The organism is Burkholderia cepacia (assembly GCF_001718835.1).
GTDB classification, from domain to species: Bacteria; Pseudomonadota; Gammaproteobacteria; order Burkholderiales; family Burkholderiaceae; genus Burkholderia; species Burkholderia cepacia_F.
The window spans coordinates 380,525-397,067 of record NZ_CP013444.1; the positions used below are offsets into that span (position 1 = coordinate 380,525).

Sequence of the window (16,543 nt, forward strand, 5' to 3'; positions counted from 1 at the left end):
TCACTGCCTGTTTCGCCGTTTACTTTCCCTACCCATCCACGTTCCAAGATGAAACGCAACAAGAGCGCCTGTCGCGCGCTGCTGAACGCCACGTCGCTGGCCGGAGCCGCGACATCATTCTCGCAGGCGAGCGAGGCTCTCTCTTGCGCTGGCGTCACCAGTGAAACACTGAGGTAATTTTCGATTTATCAAAAAAATAGAGGAATCCTATGAACGACGCGGGGGGAGGTCGATATTTCGAACTTATCCCATATAACTCGGCCTTCATTCCCGTTAGATTGCGATGTCGGAAAGTTTGTCGTTAGACATACTGTTTATCGCAGGGAACCGCATGGCTGAATTTGATGGTGTTCGCAACCAGTTACTGACGGGGCGCCAGTCGGCGCACCTGAATATCATCGTGCGGCAGTCGCCAAGACGGCGCGATGACGACAAGACGCCAACCGCTCCAGAACTGTCGGTCGTTTCCTGGGAAGCGCGGGAAGCGTTCAACGAGCCGTACCGCGTCAAGCTGCTTGTCACCACGCCGAAGGCTGTATCGCGCAAACAGATTCTCGGGCAGCTCGCACGCTTTACCATCCAGCCCGAGGACGGGCGTGGAATGCGGGAATTCAATGGTTCCGTTTCCACCTTCAACGCCGTTTCGGAATCACGCGACCTATGCACATATGAGGTTGTTGTCCGCCAGCATATCGCCGTACTCGACGGTGCATTGAACTGCGCGACATACCAGGGGCTGTCGTCGCCGGAGATCATTCAGGAAATTATCGGGCGCCACGACCTGAAGTTTTTCATGCAGGTCGAAACGAACCTACGCCGCACGCATGTGCGGCACGCATTCCGTTTCCAGTACAACCTTTCTGATCTGGAGTTCTGCCAGTTGCAGATGGAGCAGGATGGCCTGTACTGGTACACCAGGCCTGGCGAGCATGGCGACGAGCTGGTGATCGCCGACGATATCGACGGTTACATGCGTCCGCCGATCATGGTGCGAGACCGTCCCGCGTCGGGGCTGCTCACATTCGAGGAAGAGATTCACTCGTTCAAGGTCCACACGCGTTCGGTGCCACGCAGCTATATGGTCGGGGACTTCAATCCCGATGCCGCATGGGAGCGCATCAGGGCGGAAGAAAGTGTCGGCTACACCGACGACGACACGACCATGCAGGGCACGCCCGTGGTGTGGGGCACGCATCACCTGGACCAGGACGGCGCACAGCGCGAGGCGTTGCTGCGTCACGAGGCTGCGCTTGCGCGTCAAGTCGAGTACCGCATCAAGAGCACGATCCTTGGAGCCTTTCCGGGGCGCACGCTGGAAACGGACAAGCCGCACGAGGATGCGCCGCATGGCATGGTGATCACGCGCGTGATTCACCGGGGTGGACGCAGCGAGAGCTATTCGAATTCGATCCGTGCGATTCCGGCCGATCGTGTCTGGCGTAAGCCGATTGACGAAAGCCGGTGGCCTAAAATCTTCGGTGCACTCGGGGCAACAGTATGTTCTCCGGATAAATATCGATACAGTTTCCTTACGGAAAAAGGCGAATACGTTGTCCGCCTGCACTGCGACTTCGGCAACTGGCCGAAGGGCGGCGAAAGCATTCCTCTGAAACTGGCAAGGCCGTTTGCGGGCAGCAACAACACCGGCATGCACATGCCCGCGCTGGACGGCGACCAGGCGATGATCGGATTTTGGGAAGCCAACCCGAACAAGCCTGTCATTCTTGCATTCGTGCCAAACAGCACGCGGCCCGACCTCATCAACAGTTCGCGCCGCCGCATGTCGCGAAACGAGATTCGCACGCAGTCCGGCAACAAGTTCTGGATGGAGGATTGGGAAGGCCAGGAGGGTATCGAACTCAGCACGGAGCACTCGGGCCGCTCGCAGCTCAACCTCGGCTTCATCCCGGATCGCGACCTGAAGGAACGCGGGGTGGGGGCGGAGCTTCGCACGGGGGGCTATCTCGTCAACCGGGGTGGCGCGGGCGTGATGGTGACGGCGTACAGCCAGGGTGGCGGCAGCGGCAAGGTGCTCGCCATGGATGAGACGGACGCGCAGTTCAAGGATCACCAGACGTTCGTCAAGTCACTGGCTGATTCTGCTGGGGCATCGAAGGCGTCGCCCGCCGATACGCAAGCGCAGCAGGGTATCAACGCTGGCCTGAAGGACCTGAAGAAGCCGGGTGTGCTGGTCACGGGTCCGGGACCGGTCGGTGTCGCGTCGGGCGACGGCGTGCATCTTGCCGCTGACGGCACCATCATCGGCAGCGCAAAAAAAGGCGTGCATTTCAGTACGCTCAAGCGCTTCACGGTCGCTGCGGGTCAGATGCTGTCCTTGTTCTCGCAGAAGGGCATGAGCCTCATTACGTCGGCGGGGGATTTGGTTGCACAGGCCCAGCGCGGCCGCATGCAGCTCGCCTCGCAGGGCGACATGACCATGGAGACGGTGGACGGTGTGCTGCATGTGAAGTCTTCCAAGGAGATCGTGCTGAACGTCGGCGGTTCGTATCTGCGCATGACGCCGGGCGGAATCGAATTCGGCTCGCGAGGCGGTGCCGTGTTCAAGACAAGCGGCTTGAAGAAGGTAGGCCCGGCACAGATGGACCTGGGCGGGGCGGCGTTCGCGCCAGTGTTTGTGCCGTACACGACCGGGTGCGAAGTGTGGCGTACCAACCCGGACTTCGTACAGCCGCCAGCGCGCGCACTGGACGCGCCGCAGTGGGAGTCACTTGGCAATACCGGGGCAGTTGCTCCCGCGCCGGATGCGGGTGCGAATGCGCCGTCTCCGTTTGGCGACTTTTTCTCGCGTCAATCCAGCAGTGCGCTGCCGCCGGGTGCGTCTGCCTTTTCGCCGTTTGACGGAAAGCCGTCAAATGTGGATGCAGGGATTCCTAAAGGCAAGGTCACACTGAACAGTCCTGGCGACCAGCAGCAAACCTATGTTGCGCCTGATCCTATCAAGCTGGTGAACGCTGTTCCCTGCGACTGGAAAATGTCGGATCTGAAGGCTGACGTTACGCAGCACGTTGAATCTATTTCGTATTGGGGCGTGCTGAATAACCGGACTCCATGGATGAACGACGATAAAACGGTGCAATATCGGGGTGGTGGTTCGAGAGATTCGAATTATGAGTTTGCATACAGCGAACAGGACAAGGAAATTACCTGTACGGTTCGCGCCATGATGATTCCGATGGACTTGTTCCCCGTCGATCTGAAAGGCGTGCGCGATACATCGGTGTCCGCTGACGAAGCGACGATTCCATATGAGTATTCTGCGCATTCAATGATGACGCCTGGAATGGTGAAGCAGGGTGTAAAAATGGACTACCGCGATGCGGTCGGGCCTAAATTTGACGTCAAGGCGCTAATCGGTCGCATCGAGGCGGTGCTGAATCAGGGCGGCTACAAGCTGATCCTGGATGGTTGTTCCAAAGGGGCAGCGTGTGGGTGCCGGGTGAAGGTCAAATTCAAGGTTGATCTTCGCGTATCGGTCAAGGGCGCACCGATTGCCGGATTCAATCCGCACGTATCGCTTAAGCTTTTTCCGCAAGTGCTTCGGGCGGACACGGGGTCCTGGGGGGAGAAGTATAAATATAAACAAAATAGGAAAATTCTCGATTACCCGGATGCGAATGTGGAAGCACACGAGTGTGGGCACTATTTCAACTTCCCCGATGAATATTACGACCAGGGCGGCTGGCTTCATGAGTCGTATATCAAGAACGAGAAGATTGATTTTTCGCTGGTCGATGCGAAGGCGGGTGCAATGGTGTGGCAAGGGCACTCACAAACCGACGCAACATACGTCGGTGCCAATGTCATGGGTGATGGTGCGAATGCGGCATTACAGGGCGGCCGCGTCACTGCGGCTATCAAGCCATATTATCTGGAATATGTGCGTCGCCAGTTTTCGCTTGCGACGAATAAACTGTGGAGGGTTGGCTATGACTCGTAAGTCATGGATCGCACACTTTGGGTATGCTGCCATTTTTCTGTCCGGGCTTGGAAACAATGTGGGTGCTGAAACTGTGAATGCAGAGAGTCAATTTATGAAATTTAGCTACGCGACGAATGGCGCTGCAGACGGCAGCATCAATAAATATGGAAATAACGAAGTATCCGTTTCGGGGGATGTGCTTCGGGTGCAGATTGGTGATTCTGACGGAAACCGGAATATCAGCGGTGTTGGAATATATGAGCTGAACCTGAATGGTGAAAATCTGGAATCCGCCAGACAGATGGCCGAGCTGCTCTGTTCTCCGAAAGACCCAAAAAGCGATGTGACGCTGCCTGATCTTTACATTGCGAAGTGTGGCGGAGAGATGCGGAGCAGTTATATGACGGATTTTAGCCGCCCTGTTGCGATCAAAATAGGTGATCTGGTAGAGAAGCTCACCAATGCAGGGGTACTGGATGGCCGGAAAATCGTGAAACTAGAAATTTCACTGGTATCAATTGATCGCGAAAAGGATGGTTTCCTGGTGTCCGTCAGATTCACGAATGGCGGCGACTACCCGATCAGGTTCAAAACTCCCGATAAATGGGATGCCAGAATGGGCAAGGATAGCTTGGGTGTAAGTGACTCGAAGAGCGGTACGGGAGCTAAATTTGGCCTTGGTCTGGCAGGGCAGACTCTAGTCGATCCGGCGCAGTTTCCTGATGGCGAGGTAAATCTTGCACCGCATAGTGACGTGGTTTTGAAGATGAAAACGAACAACATCGATAAATTCTCGGCAGGGAGCTACGATTTATATGCCGGTGCATTCATGAGCATGGAAGTCACCGGAATCCAGTCCAGTCTGCTTTATGTTGATTTCCACTCGGACTACAAGACCCCCACACGCGTGACATTCGACCGCGATTACCCCTCGACACCCGAGGAACGCGAGCAGTGGGAGAAAATGCGTCGCGCCGAAATGTCATGGCAGCCGGTCAAGCCGGGTGAGACGTTCGCAGAGGACGGCCTGTACCGTGCCGTGCGCACGAACGCCAGCACCCATCGCAGCCTGCAGCTCGTGCCGTTCAAGGCCGGAGACGTTGCCACAACGGACAACGTGAAAATGCTGATGGCGTCTGCCAGTGGCACTGAGCTTAACGGGCCGGTGCAATGGCTGTGGGAGGGTAGCGCGCCGACGCCTGTCAAGCAGTGGTCGTTCGACATGATCGAAGCAACAAGGCAGTTCTGCAAACCGGATTCGGAATGTCCACGTAGTGGCCGCTGGCTTGCGCGTATTCACTCGGGGAGTTTTTCTGGCGGGTTGTACCGCTACGATCTCGCGGGCATCGTCACCGTGCGTCAGGGGCAGACCATGCCCGGGCGGGACGATGGGGCCGAGTGGGAATGGCTGGGAGTCTGACATGAGCGAACGTGCCTGCATTCTCCACCTGGACCGGACCACGGCAAACGGCACTGTCCTCGACGGCCTCGACGGCGTTGGTCCCGATGAGCGCGGCATGAGCTACCTCGGGGCGCGCGTGCAGTGCCCCGCATGTGGCTCCACCGGACTCATCGTCGCGAATGGCCCGCGTTCGGAAGACGACGCCATGGACGGCAAGCTGCCCGCACTGGAAGGCGACTTCTGTCGTTGTCGCTGCAATCCGCCGCCGATGCTGGTTGCTTCCCAGCATGACTGGACATACGAAGGTTGATACGGAGGAACGATGGTTTTTCGCTGGAACCAGGCGATACCCGACGACGAGGATGCGGGTGAGCCGCCGCCTATCTGGATTTATCTCGTGCTGTTCATTGTCGTGGAATGCTTTGCATTGGCGATAACCGTAGTGACATGGCCCAAGGGGAAATCGGTAGCGTCATTTGACTTTCTCCAAGGAATCCTGCTGAACGGGCCGCTTTTCTGGGGGGCGCTGTCTGCCTTGCTATACCACACTTGTCATGGGGCGTATGCCTTCGACACGGCAGTTACCAATCGTGAGGGCTGGCAGCTGCGTAGCTCATGGCAACGTGACGGGCGTTCAGGTGTCGCCGTACTCGACAGTGTGGTGCTTGCTCCGGAACCGGAGCTGGGCGAGCGCCTGCTGGGGCTGGACGGCACGCCACCGCAGAATCCGGGCAAGGTAATGGCAATCGACGTGGACGAGACAGGGGCCGAATCCCGGTTGCACGCCGTGCTGGAAAAGTTGCTTGTCCCGCTCACGTCGAAGCTGGCTCGTGCGATGAAGAGTAATTCATTCCAGCTCATGATGCAGGGCGACCGGGACGAATCTTCCGATGCCGTTCACGCCGTGTGGAAAAAGCTGGCGCTTCCTGGTGCGCCGCAGATCATCCGCATGCAGGCCGGCACGGAACCAAAGTTTGCGGAACAGTGGTTCGCGGCTGACCGCGACCCGTCATACCGGCTGGTGCTGGCTTGGCATCTGAATGACAACCCGGATGCGCCGAAGGCGTGTTCGGAGTTTGCCGTGGCGCTGTTGCTGGCCTCGCATCAGCACTGGTGGAATCTGCGCGACAAGCTCAAGCCGCAGGCGTGGTTGCTGCGTGGGATTGAGACGGAGGCCGATCAGGCCGAGGAAGCGCTGACATTGCTACTTAAGGCAGAACAGGTTGAACCGAAGCGCATCCGTAATTTCTGGCACAGCCGCCTTAAGGGCATCGCGCAGCACGCGACCCTGGGCGCGGTGAAGGAAAGCGGACTGGAGGTTTCGACACATGCGCTTGATCCCGCTATCGGTCCACAGGCTCCTGCATCACGGTGGCTGGTCTACGCGCTGGCGGCAAAGATGGCGCACTTTGGGCAGGGCGCGCAGCTCGTGGCGCTGCCGGGAGAGAAGGGCGTGACGCTCAACCTGGCTGCCAGGGAACTGCGAGGGGTGAATGCGCCATGGAAAGACAGTTACGCCTATTCCCTCATCCCCGTTGCCGAAATCGCCCTTGTAACGCTGGGCATAACTGGTGTGCTGCTTCTCGACGTTCACGATGGCTGGAAGGATTTTGATACGGCTGCTGTGGTGATGGCGGTGGTCCTTGGTGCCGCATTTGCCGGGGCAAAATACCTGCGATACAGGAGGCTTGTCGATGACTTCCGGCGCACGTACAGACGGTAATCAAGGTGAAGAATTATGGATCAATCCACAGCGGAAAAACGAAGTGCCTGGCGTGCCCATCGCTGGCGGCTGATGCCCTTGGTGTGTGCCTTAATCCTGGTCGTGGGAAGCATGCCTATGCCATATCCGTTGGACCGCATATGGGGCGGAGTTGGTATCTTGGGTGTTGTCTGGACCGTGGGCCAGAGCGCATGCCATGCCGTTTCAATCTGGTTCGTTCGCAATGGCCTAGAGCTCTATTTCGACACCTGCTGGCACGGCGACTGCCGGGAGCGCGGCAAGGAGATGACGCCGCGAAATTTCCGAAAATGGGCCAGAGCGCAGGGGGGGCGATACTGGTGGCGGGTGCTGCGCAAACGGCATGCGCGCCGGGATAAGCGAGGTCGGCCTTGCCGGTGAAGGAATAACGGAGCTTCGGAACAAAAATCACATCCTGTGATTTTTTTCTGACGTGGCTTGAGGGGGAGTGCCTTGAAACCGTCGAAAAGAATAGCTGTACCGTTGCTCACGCTTGCATGCAGTACGCTCGCGTACGCGTGCTTGCCTGCGGTAAAAACAACTGGATACTACGGGACCGAACAACCCATGTACGGAGACCTTGAAGACAAAATTCAGACTGACATAAAGGAAAAGCATTACCAGGTGATCGAGTATCGGATTGGCACGTCGTTCTTTCCGTTCGTCCAGAAAGGTGATGCGGTCTATCTTGATGGAAAGGTGATTGCGAAAAAGGACGACTCCTTCCGGTATTTCGGGCGCGGGTATTACCGGGTGAACCGCAAGCTGTTTTACATCGGAAGGCAGTTCGGCAATGCTCCGGCTAATGGTGAAATCAGAATTTATGTAGAAGACCGAAGCAAAGCGAAGCCTGGCGATTTCCCGCCGAACGTCATGTTCTGTCCTGTAGCCGCGCATGCAGACATACTCGAAACTTCGGATGGCCTTCGTGTCGAGAGCCTCGTGTACGACAACTGAGAGACCAGAGTAAAAATCACAGGGTGTGATTAAAACGATCGGATTATTCAGTTGTGGTCCGGTGGCCTTCATCGAGAACCCATATAACTCGATCCTCATTGCCATTAGATTGCGATTCCGGTGCGGGTGCATGACGCAGCCCGAGCACGTCGAGATACGTGTCGAGCGAGCGTTGTGCAGATTCGGCAACCAGTCGCGTGATGTCGCCGTAATCGCCACTCACGCATGCTTTGTCGAGCGCGTCGTAGTAGGCAAGGCGATCCTCTTTGCGGATGATCGCGGGCGGATAGCCCGCCTTCATCAACTCGAAGTTGAGCAGCAGCCGCCCCGTCGGCCCGTTGCCATCAATGAACGGATGAATCTTCATGAATCGCGTGTGCAGTTCCGCCGCCCGCTCGACCGGATGCATGTCTCCGGCCGCCTCATTCCAGTCGATCAGCGCGGCCATAGCGACAGCCAGATGCATGAAATCCGGCGGGGTTGTACTCGCGCCCGCGATCACCACGTTTTCGCGGCGATACCGGCCCGCTTCTTCAGCATCGATGCCCTTCAACACGAGACTGTGGATGTTGCGAATCTGCCATTCCGACAGTGCTTCCGCTTTCGCCACGATGTCCTCGACATAGACGATCGCGTCACGATGGTTTGTCGCCTCGAAGTGCTCGCGAAGGGATTTTCCGCCGACCGTGATGCCTTCGAGCACCACCTTGGTTTCTCGCAGCGTCAGCGTGTTGCCCTCGATCGCGTTCGAATGATACGTCCACTCGAGCAACAACTTTTCGCGCAGCGAGGCAATCGTGTGCTGCGGCAGCGGGCGCGCAGCGTCGAGCGTCGCCTTGTCGGCGTCGATCGCGTTCAGCAGCGCGGCGGTTTGATTCGGCATTTGCGTCTCAGAGAGAGCTCAATTGAGGAACAGGATATATCCCTAATGGGGATGGTCAAGAGGGCTTTCGCTTTTGCTGCCATTGCAGGATATCAAGCACATACGATGGGCCCATATCGGGCATTGTGCGTGCGTCATGGAAGTCATCCGGCAGAAGCCATTTGTCCAGCGCGCGACCGGCGATTCAGCCGCGCTGCGAACTCCGCCCGCGTCATACCCAGCCGATTCATCGCCACGCGCAACAGTTCCTGCTGCGGGAGTGCCGCGAGATCTTCCTCGATCTGGGCGGTCTCCGACACGCGCATGCCACATGTGAATCCGAGCAGCAGCACGAGTATGTCGCGCTCAAGATGTCGGCTCTTCGCGTCGGTGACGTGCAGTGCCCAAGATTTAGAGCGACGCCGACCCGCGCCGTAATGAAAAAGAAAGCATGTTACCGAATGGCCGGCTCGAACTGGTTCAGTGCGCGCGCAAACGTTTCACTTTCGGCCAAATCGGGCGGATAATGGCGACGCGCGGCAACGTCGAACAAATACAGCGAACCTGAGAGCACACGCGTCGTGAAAAAAACCGGATCTGCCGCGATGCCGATACGAGGTCGGCTGGCCGGTGCGCCGGATCGGGGTTGCCCGGTCCGGCGCGCGCCGGACACGCGCCTTCTCGCCTGTATCATTCAATGCCCGTATCGTTTTCGCCCTGGTGCGCCGGGCATCCGATGCACCGCGCCCCGAACAAAGCGCTTCCCGTTTTCCGAATTGCACTGATAATGGCGGCCCAGCGCGTGCGCTGCGAACAAAAAAGAACCTGAGAACCTGGATGATCGAAAGAAATAAAAGAATTGCCACTGTGCTGGCACGGGGGCTGGCGTGCCTGTGCGCCGGATTGGCGTTTTCCGGCGCGAGTTACGCGCTGGATGGCAAGGAATGGGACCTGATGGCCGCGATGGGCGATTACGCGGTGAAGAAGACGCCGCAGAACATGGCGCGCGTCAAGGCGCTGCTGAAGCGGGGCGCCCGCCCGTACAACAAGACGGCCACGCAGCCGTCCGCGATGCCGGATGAGGAACTGACGCCGATGGGCCTCGCTGTCGTCAGCGGGGTGCCTGACGTGGTGGGGTTGTTCCTCGCGTCCGGGGTCGCAGTCAATATGCCGATGTCGCCGGGCGGCCCGACGCTGCTGACGTACACGATCGGCAACCTGTCGCTTGGCGAGGCCAAGCCGGAGCAGATCGAAACGGTGCGACTGCTGATCGACGCCGGCGCGGACGTCAACGTGATCGCGCCGAACGGCGAAACGCCGCTCGAGACGGCCGCGAGCGCCTACACGCCTTCGCTCGAGCTGGTCCGGATGCTGCTGAAGGCCGGCGCCAACCCGCGCGCCGCCGACCCGAGCGGCCGCACGATCCTGTTCGGTCGCGCCGCCTCTGATCTCGCGATGCTGAAGACGCTGGTCGACGGCGGCGCGGACCCCTATGCGCATTCAAATTCCGGGGCGTCGCCGCTGACCTTCGTCTGTGAGCGGCGCTACGAACTCAACGGCCAGCCCGACCCAACGGCGGCCGAGCGCATCGCGATCCTGCACAAGCCCGGCACGCCGGTCGAACCCCCGAGGCCCGCGCGCCCGGCCAAGAGCGTCCCGACGCCGTTGCTCTACGCGGCAATGGCGCACAACCCCGATTGCGTCAAGGCGCTGCTCGAAGCGGGCGCGAATCCCGACGCGCCGGCAATGAGCGGCGACGTCGACGGCAGCGACTATGCAGGCAGCGTGCGCGAGGTCGTGGCGCGCAAGGCGAAGTCCGCGCCGGATCTGGTCGACGCCGCGGCCGCTGCGCTGATCGAGCGGGCGCCGCGCCAGTAATCGCACGGCCTTGCGCGATGCGCTGTCGACGGGTTGCCCGATCGCGGCGGCGCGGAGCGATGCCGCCTGCGTGCGCGCAAGGCCTCCGTCCTTCGTCGGCGCTGTCGCGCCGATTTTTTGCAGTGGTATTCAACTACGGAGAAACCAGACCATGAAACGAGTGGCACTTGCCGCGCTTGCCCTGACGATCGCATCGGGCGCATTCGCCGCCAAAGGCGAAATCAAGGTGTCGGCCGAGCAGATGATTGCGGCCTACACGGGTGCGGGCGGCGACAAGTACTTCGACAAGCCGATTGCGCTGACCGGCACGTTGCTCGGCTTCCAGCAGGGCTTCACGGGCGCGACGTTTGCCGAGATCGGAGAAGGCGAGGACGCCGAGCAGGCCGTGCGCGCGACCTTCGCCGACTCGGTGAACGAGCAGAAGGCGCAACGCCTGGTCGGCAAGCAGGTCACACTGCACTGCCGCGCGGACGTCGCATCGGGCATCGCGACGGCGAGCAACTGCCGACTGAAATGACGCACGGGGCGGCGGGTTTCGGCCCGTCGCTCCGCGCGCAGAACGACGCGGCCCCGACAGGCCGGCCGCGTCTCCCTCCCTTCCCATGCGTCACTCGACGTCTTCGTCGTCCACGAATTCGTCCCCTTCATCGTCCCGGTCCCGCCCCGGCGCCGCATACGCGCTCGCCTGCTCGAGCAGCCAGCCGCGAAACAGCTCCAGCGGCTTGCTGTGGCTGAACTCCGTCGGATACACGAGGTAGTACGCGGAATCGCCGACCGTCGCCGCGTCGCATGGCACGACCAGGCCGAGCTGCTGCAACTGTTCCTCGACGAAGAATTTCGGCACGAGCGCGACGCCGAGCCCGGCCGCGGCCGCGCTGATCAGCATCGTATGCAGCTCGTAGCGCACGCCCTGCATCGTGCGGATGTCCTCGACGCCGTGCGTCTCGAACCACTGCGCCCACGCGCCGGGGCGCGTCGTCGAGTGCAGCAGCGGGTAGGCGAGCAGATCCTCGACGCGCTCGACGGGCCCGTCGAGCAGCGCGGGCGAGCAGATCGGCACGACTTCCTCGCCGAACAGGTAGTCGGACGACGTACCGGGCCAGGTCGGCTTGCCGTAGTGGATCGCGGCCTCGAAGTGCGTGTCCTCGAACGAGAACAGGTCGGTGCGGCTGCCCATGTTCACGCGCACGTCGGGCGTGCGGTCGTAGAAGCTCTTGATGCGCGGGATCAGCCAGTGCGACGCGAAGGTCGGCAGCACCGCCAGCTCCAGGTAGCCGCCGCCGCTGCCGTGCGCGATGATCGACAGCGTGTCGCGGTCGAGCGCCTCCAGCGCGCGGCGCACCTGCGTGCCGTAGAGCTTGCCGGCGCGCGTCAGCACGACGCGCTGCTTCACGCGCGCGAACAGCCGCACGCCGAGGCTGGCTTCCAGCGTCGCGATCTGTCGCGAAACCGCGCTTTCGGTCAGGAACAGCTCCTTGGCCGCGTGCGTGAAGCTCTCGTGACGCGCGGCGGCTTCGAAAGCCACGAGCGCGCCCATGTTGGGGATCTTGAATTTACGCATGATGCTCGTTTCGTCTGACGAACAGGGCCGCGCCGCGCGGGGGCGGAAGGCGGGCGAGGAACGGCTGATAATTCCAAAAACTCATCACGTATCAATTTAATCTCGCTTTACGCCCGGCTGCAACCCTTTGAATAATGCTCCCCACGCAAGGCCAGGCGCCCGCTGGGCGGCCGGCCGACGAGTTGCCGGCACGTTTGCCGGCGGTCCCCCGAGAGACGAGAATCCTGATGCGCAATCCGAATATCGAGAGCTTGCTGACGAAGCTGCTGGGACAGGCGAAGACCGACGCCCTGTTCTCGACCCTGAACATGCCGGCCATCCTCGAAGAATGGGAAGACGGCGTCGTGACGCGCGCGGAAATCGCGCAGGCGATGAACATGGCGCTGTTCGAAGGGCTGCTCGAGCGTTCGGCGAACGGCCGCGCGTACACGGCCGACGCGATCGAAAGCGGCGGCTCGGTCTATTTCGACCACGGCGCGCTGCGCACGGTGCGCTGGCCGCACACGGGTGCGCTGCCGCCGGGCGAGGCCGCGTTCACGCGCATCCTGCGTCCGCTCGGCTTCCGCCTGAACGGCCGTTACCCGCTCGACAAGCTCGGCATGACGGGCCGCGCGTATGCGCATGAAGACGCGCCGGACGAAATCGCGCAGTTCTTCGTCAGCGAACTGCACCCGGAGCGTTTCTCGAAGGAATTCCAGCAGGCCGTGACGAACGTCGTCAGCTCGTCGCGCGATCCGCTGTCGCCGGCGGCCGTCGCGCTGCTGTGGGAAGTCGAGCGCGAAGGCTGGCTGTCGCTGGAGGCCGCGCACGCGCTGCTGCCGGAGATCGTCGGTGCGTTCGCGCGCCAGCACGACCTGCCGAACGAGCTCGACTACGAGACGCTGCTGCTGGAATCGGCGGAAATGGCGTGGATCGCGACCGAAGGCAACGCGTTCAACCATGCGACCGACCGCGTGGCCGACGTGTTCAAGCTGTCCGACGACGAGAAGGCGAAGGGCCGGCCGATGAAGCCGGAAGTCGAGCGTTCGCGCTCGGGCCGCGTGTTCCAGACCGCCTATCGTGCCGACACCGTCGAGCGCGAGTTCCGCACGCGCGACGGCGGCACGGTGAAGCGCAACGTGCCGGGCTCGTTCTACGAGTTCATCACGCGCAAGCGCACCTTCGACCAGGCGGCGCGCCGCTGGGTGACCGACCTGCGTTTCGATGCGGGCAACGCGCAGGGCATCTTCAAGATGACGGCGAACGCGGCGAAATAATCGTGAAGCGCGCAACTCCGATCGAAGTCGGGCAGGCGCTGCTCGACACGCTCGCGGCCGACCTGCGCACCGCGATGCGCGGCGAGGTGCGTTTCGATGCCGGCACGAAGGCGCTCTATGCGTCCGACGCGTCGAACTACCGGCAGGTGCCGCTCGGCGTCGTCGTGCCGGCCGACGCGGACGACCTTGCCGCGGCGCTCGGCGTGTGCCGGCGCTTCGACGTGCCGTTCCTGACGCGCGGCGGCGGCACGTCGCAGAACGGGCAGGGCGTGAACGTCGCGGTGGTCGCCGACGCGAGCAAGTACTTCAACCGCGTCGTGTCGGTCGATCCGGCCGCGCAGACGGCGCTCGTCGAGCCGGGCGTCGTGTGCGACACGCTGCGCGACGCGGCCGAGGCGCACGGCCTGACGTTCGCGCCGGACCCGGCGACCCACAGCCGCTGCACGCTCGGCGGGATGATCGCGAACAACTCGTGCGGCGCGCATTCGGTGATGGCCGGCAAGACGGTCGAGAACGTCGAGGCGCTCGAGATCCTCACTTATGACGGCGCGCGCTTCTGGGTCGGCCCGACGCCCGAGCACGAACTCGACGCGATCATCGCGGCAGGCGGCCGGCGCGGCGAGATCTACCGCCGCTTGCGCGACCTGCGCGACCGCTACGCGGAGCGCATCCGCAACGAGTTTCCGCAGATCAAGCGGCGCGTATCCGGCTTCAACCTCGACCAGCTCTTGCCGGAGAACGGCTTCAACGTCGCGCGCGCGCTGGTCGGCACCGAAGGCACGTGCGCGATCACGCTGCAGGCCAAGGTGCGGCTCGTGCACAGCCCGTCGTGCCGCGTGCTGCTCGTGCTCGGCTTTACCGACATCTTCACCGCGGCGGACGCGGTGCCGCATTACAACCGCTTCGCGCCGATCGCGATCGAGGGCCTCGACCGCGCGATCATCCGCGGGCTGCAGGCGCGCGGGCTGAAGGCCGACGAAATCGCGCTGCTGCCGCCGGGCGACGCGTGGGTCGTGCTGGAGTTCGGCGCGGACACCGTCGATGCGGCGCTCGCGCAGGCGCGTGAAGCCGAGGCGTATTTCAACGGCGGCGGCGCGGGGCCGGACGTGAGCGGCTTCGTCGTCACGGAGAAGGCGAAGCAGCAGAAGATCTGGTCGATCCGCGAAACCGGCGCGTCGGCCGTTGCGCTGTCGGTCGATCCGTCCAAGCCCGATCCGGTCGCCGGCTGGGAGGACGCGGCCGTCGATCCGCTGCGGCTCGGCGATTACCTGCGCGCGTTCCAGGCGCTCGTCGACCGCTACGGTTACGAAACCTGCCTGTACGGGCATTTCGGCGACGGCTGCGTGCATGCGCGGATCACGTTCGACCTGCGCAGCGCGGAAGGCGTGCAGGTGTGGCGCGGCTTCCTGCGCGAGGCCGCGCAGCTCGTGGTGGACTTCGGCGGCTCGCTGTCCGGCGAGCATGGCGACGGCCAGGCGAAGGCCGAGTTCCTGCCGATCATGTACGGCCCGGAGCTGATGCAGGCGATGGCCGAGTTCAAGGCGATCTGGGACCCGGCGAACCGGCTGAACCCCGGCAAGGTGATCAACGCGTACCGCGCCGACGAGAACCTGCGGCTCGGCCCCGGGTACAAGCCGGTGACGCTGCAGACGAAGCTGACCTTCGCGAGCCCCGAGGGCGACGGGATGCAGCGCGAGATCGAGCGCTGCATCGGCATGGGCAAGTGCCGCTCGCTCGACGGCGGCACGATGTGCCCGAGCTATCGCGCGACGCGCGAGGAGAAGTTCTCGACGCGCGGCCGCGCGCACCTGTTCTGGGAGATGCTGCAGGGCGACGTGATCAAGGACGGCTGGAACAGCGCCGAGGTCAAGGAAGCGCTCGATGCATGCCTCGGGTGCAAGGGCTGCAAGTCCGATTGCCCGACGCATACCGACATGGCGTCGTACAAGGCGGAATTCATGTCGCACTACTACGAAACGCATCGCCGGCCGCGGCAGGCGATGTTCATGGGGAGGATCGGACAATGGGCGCCGCTGGCGAGCCGTTTTCCTCGGCTTACGAATTTTATGACCTCGACCCCGCCCTTGGCGCGTATCGGCAAGTGGCTCGCGGGCATCGCGCCGCAGCGGGCGCTGCCGGCGTTCGCGCCGCGTCCGTTCCGGGCGATCGCGAAGCGGCAAGGGATCGGGCAGCGCACGAACGTGTCGCCGGCCCGCGACAAGGTGATTCTGTGGGTTGATACGTTCAACGAGCATTTCTCGCCCGACATCGCGGCGGCCGCGGTCGACGTGCTGAGCGCGCTCGGCTACGACGTGACGTTGCCGAAAAAGCGCCTGTGCTGCGGCCGGCCGCTGTACGACTACGGCCTGCTCGACGAGGCGCGCGCGCTGCTGCGCACGGCGGTCGACGAACTGGCCGGCGAGATCGGCGCGGGCGTGCCGGTCGTCGGGCTCGAGCCCGGCTGCCTGTCGGTGTTCAAGGACGAACTGCTGAAGCAGCTTCCCGACGAACCGCTCGCGAAGCGCCTCGCCGCGCAGACGTTCCTGTTCTCCGATTTCGTCGCGCAGGCGGAGTTCGCGTGGCCGCGGCTCGACGCGGACGTGGTCGTCCACGGGCACTGCCATCAGAAATCGCTGTTCGGGATGCAGGGAGAAACCGCGCTGCTCGACAAACTCGGCGTGCGCTGGACACTGCTCGACACGGGCTGCTGCGGGATGTCGGGGTCGTTCGGCTTCAACGAGGACCATTACGACCTGTCGATGAAGATCGGCGAAGGCAAGCTGCTGCCGCTCGTGCGGCAGGCGAGCGCGGATGCAATCGTCGTCACCAACGGCTTCAGCTGCCGCGAGCAGATCGAGCAGGGCGCGGGCCGCGCGCCGCTGCACATCGCGCAGCTCGCGAAGCGGGCGCTCGGGGTGTGACGGACGGCGTCGACGCCGGCAAAGC

General features: G+C 62.2%; 12 protein-coding genes. 9 read left to right on the forward strand and 3 right to left on the reverse strand.

What is annotated here, in order from left to right:
• Window positions 1-331: 331 nt before the first annotated feature.
• From WT26_RS22175 to WT26_RS22190, 5 genes are all read left to right on the forward strand, one after another.
• Window positions 332-3,958 (forward strand): type VI secretion system Vgr family protein, encoded by a 3,627-nt coding sequence (locus tag WT26_RS22175; protein ID WP_196222182.1) that lies wholly within the window; start codon window positions 332-334, stop codon window positions 3,956-3,958.
• On the forward strand, window positions 3,948-5,360 hold the full coding sequence (locus WT26_RS22180; protein WP_069270871.1) for a hypothetical protein: 1,413 nt from the start codon (window positions 3,948-3,950) through the stop codon (window positions 5,358-5,360). Before WT26_RS22175 ends, WT26_RS22180 begins: the two co-directional genes overlap by 11 nt.
• Before the next feature lies 1 nt (window position 5,361).
• On the forward strand, window positions 5,362-5,652 hold the full coding sequence (locus tag WT26_RS36140; protein WP_059866255.1) for a PAAR domain-containing protein: 291 nt from the start codon (window positions 5,362-5,364) through the stop codon (window positions 5,650-5,652).
• Between the two features lie 12 nt (window positions 5,653-5,664).
• Window positions 5,665-7,065 carry a hypothetical protein gene (locus tag WT26_RS22185; protein ID WP_059893779.1) on the forward strand — a complete coding sequence of 467 codons (1,401 nt, stop codon included), beginning with the start codon at window positions 5,665-5,667 and terminating at the stop codon, window positions 7,063-7,065.
• Between the two features lie 585 nt (window positions 7,066-7,650).
• Window positions 7,651-8,040 (forward strand): hypothetical protein, encoded by a 390-nt coding sequence (locus tag WT26_RS22190; protein WP_069270872.1) that lies wholly within the window; start codon window positions 7,651-7,653, stop codon window positions 8,038-8,040.
• Between the two features lie 43 nt (window positions 8,041-8,083).
• On the opposite strand, the gene WT26_RS22195 is transcribed toward WT26_RS22190, so the two are convergent.
• Window positions 8,084-8,923 (reverse strand): Fic family protein, encoded by an 840-nt coding sequence (locus tag WT26_RS22195; RefSeq protein WP_081333757.1) that lies wholly within the window; start codon window positions 8,921-8,923, stop codon window positions 8,084-8,086.
• Window positions 8,924-9,066: 143 nt separating this feature from the next.
• Window positions 9,067-9,255 carry a hypothetical protein gene (locus WT26_RS38515; protein WP_230461710.1) on the reverse strand — a complete coding sequence of 63 codons (189 nt, stop codon included), beginning with the start codon at window positions 9,253-9,255 and terminating at the stop codon, window positions 9,067-9,069.
• Window positions 9,256-9,532: 277 nt separating this feature from the next.
• On the opposite strand from WT26_RS38515, the gene WT26_RS22200 reads away from it, so the two are divergent.
• Both WT26_RS22200 and WT26_RS22205 read left to right on the forward strand, forming a co-directional pair.
• Window positions 9,533-10,780 (forward strand): ankyrin repeat domain-containing protein, encoded by a 1,248-nt coding sequence (locus WT26_RS22200; RefSeq protein WP_230461711.1) that lies wholly within the window; start codon window positions 9,533-9,535, stop codon window positions 10,778-10,780.
• Window positions 10,781-10,931: 151 nt separating this feature from the next.
• Window positions 10,932-11,297 carry a hypothetical protein gene (locus WT26_RS22205; RefSeq protein ID WP_060156188.1) on the forward strand — a complete coding sequence of 122 codons (366 nt, stop codon included), beginning with the start codon at window positions 10,932-10,934 and terminating at the stop codon, window positions 11,295-11,297.
• Window positions 11,298-11,387: 90 nt separating this feature from the next.
• Here the strand turns inward: WT26_RS22205 and WT26_RS22210 are convergent, their stop codons facing one another.
• On the reverse strand, window positions 11,388-12,341 hold the full coding sequence (locus WT26_RS22210; protein ID WP_069273957.1) for a LysR family transcriptional regulator: 954 nt from the start codon (window positions 12,339-12,341) through the stop codon (window positions 11,388-11,390).
• Window positions 12,342-12,568: 227 nt separating this feature from the next.
• Between WT26_RS22210 and WT26_RS22215 the strand changes: the two genes are divergently transcribed.
• Together WT26_RS22215 and WT26_RS22220 are read left to right on the forward strand one after the other, a co-directional pair.
• Complete coding sequence (locus tag WT26_RS22215; protein WP_059664951.1) at window positions 12,569-13,597, forward strand: DUF1338 domain-containing protein; 1,029 nt, start codon at window positions 12,569-12,571, stop codon at window positions 13,595-13,597.
• Between the two features lie 2 nt (window positions 13,598-13,599).
• Window positions 13,600-16,518 (forward strand): FAD-binding and (Fe-S)-binding domain-containing protein, encoded by a 2,919-nt coding sequence (locus tag WT26_RS22220; RefSeq protein WP_069273958.1) that lies wholly within the window; start codon window positions 13,600-13,602, stop codon window positions 16,516-16,518.
• Window positions 16,519-16,543 lie beyond the last annotated feature (25 nt).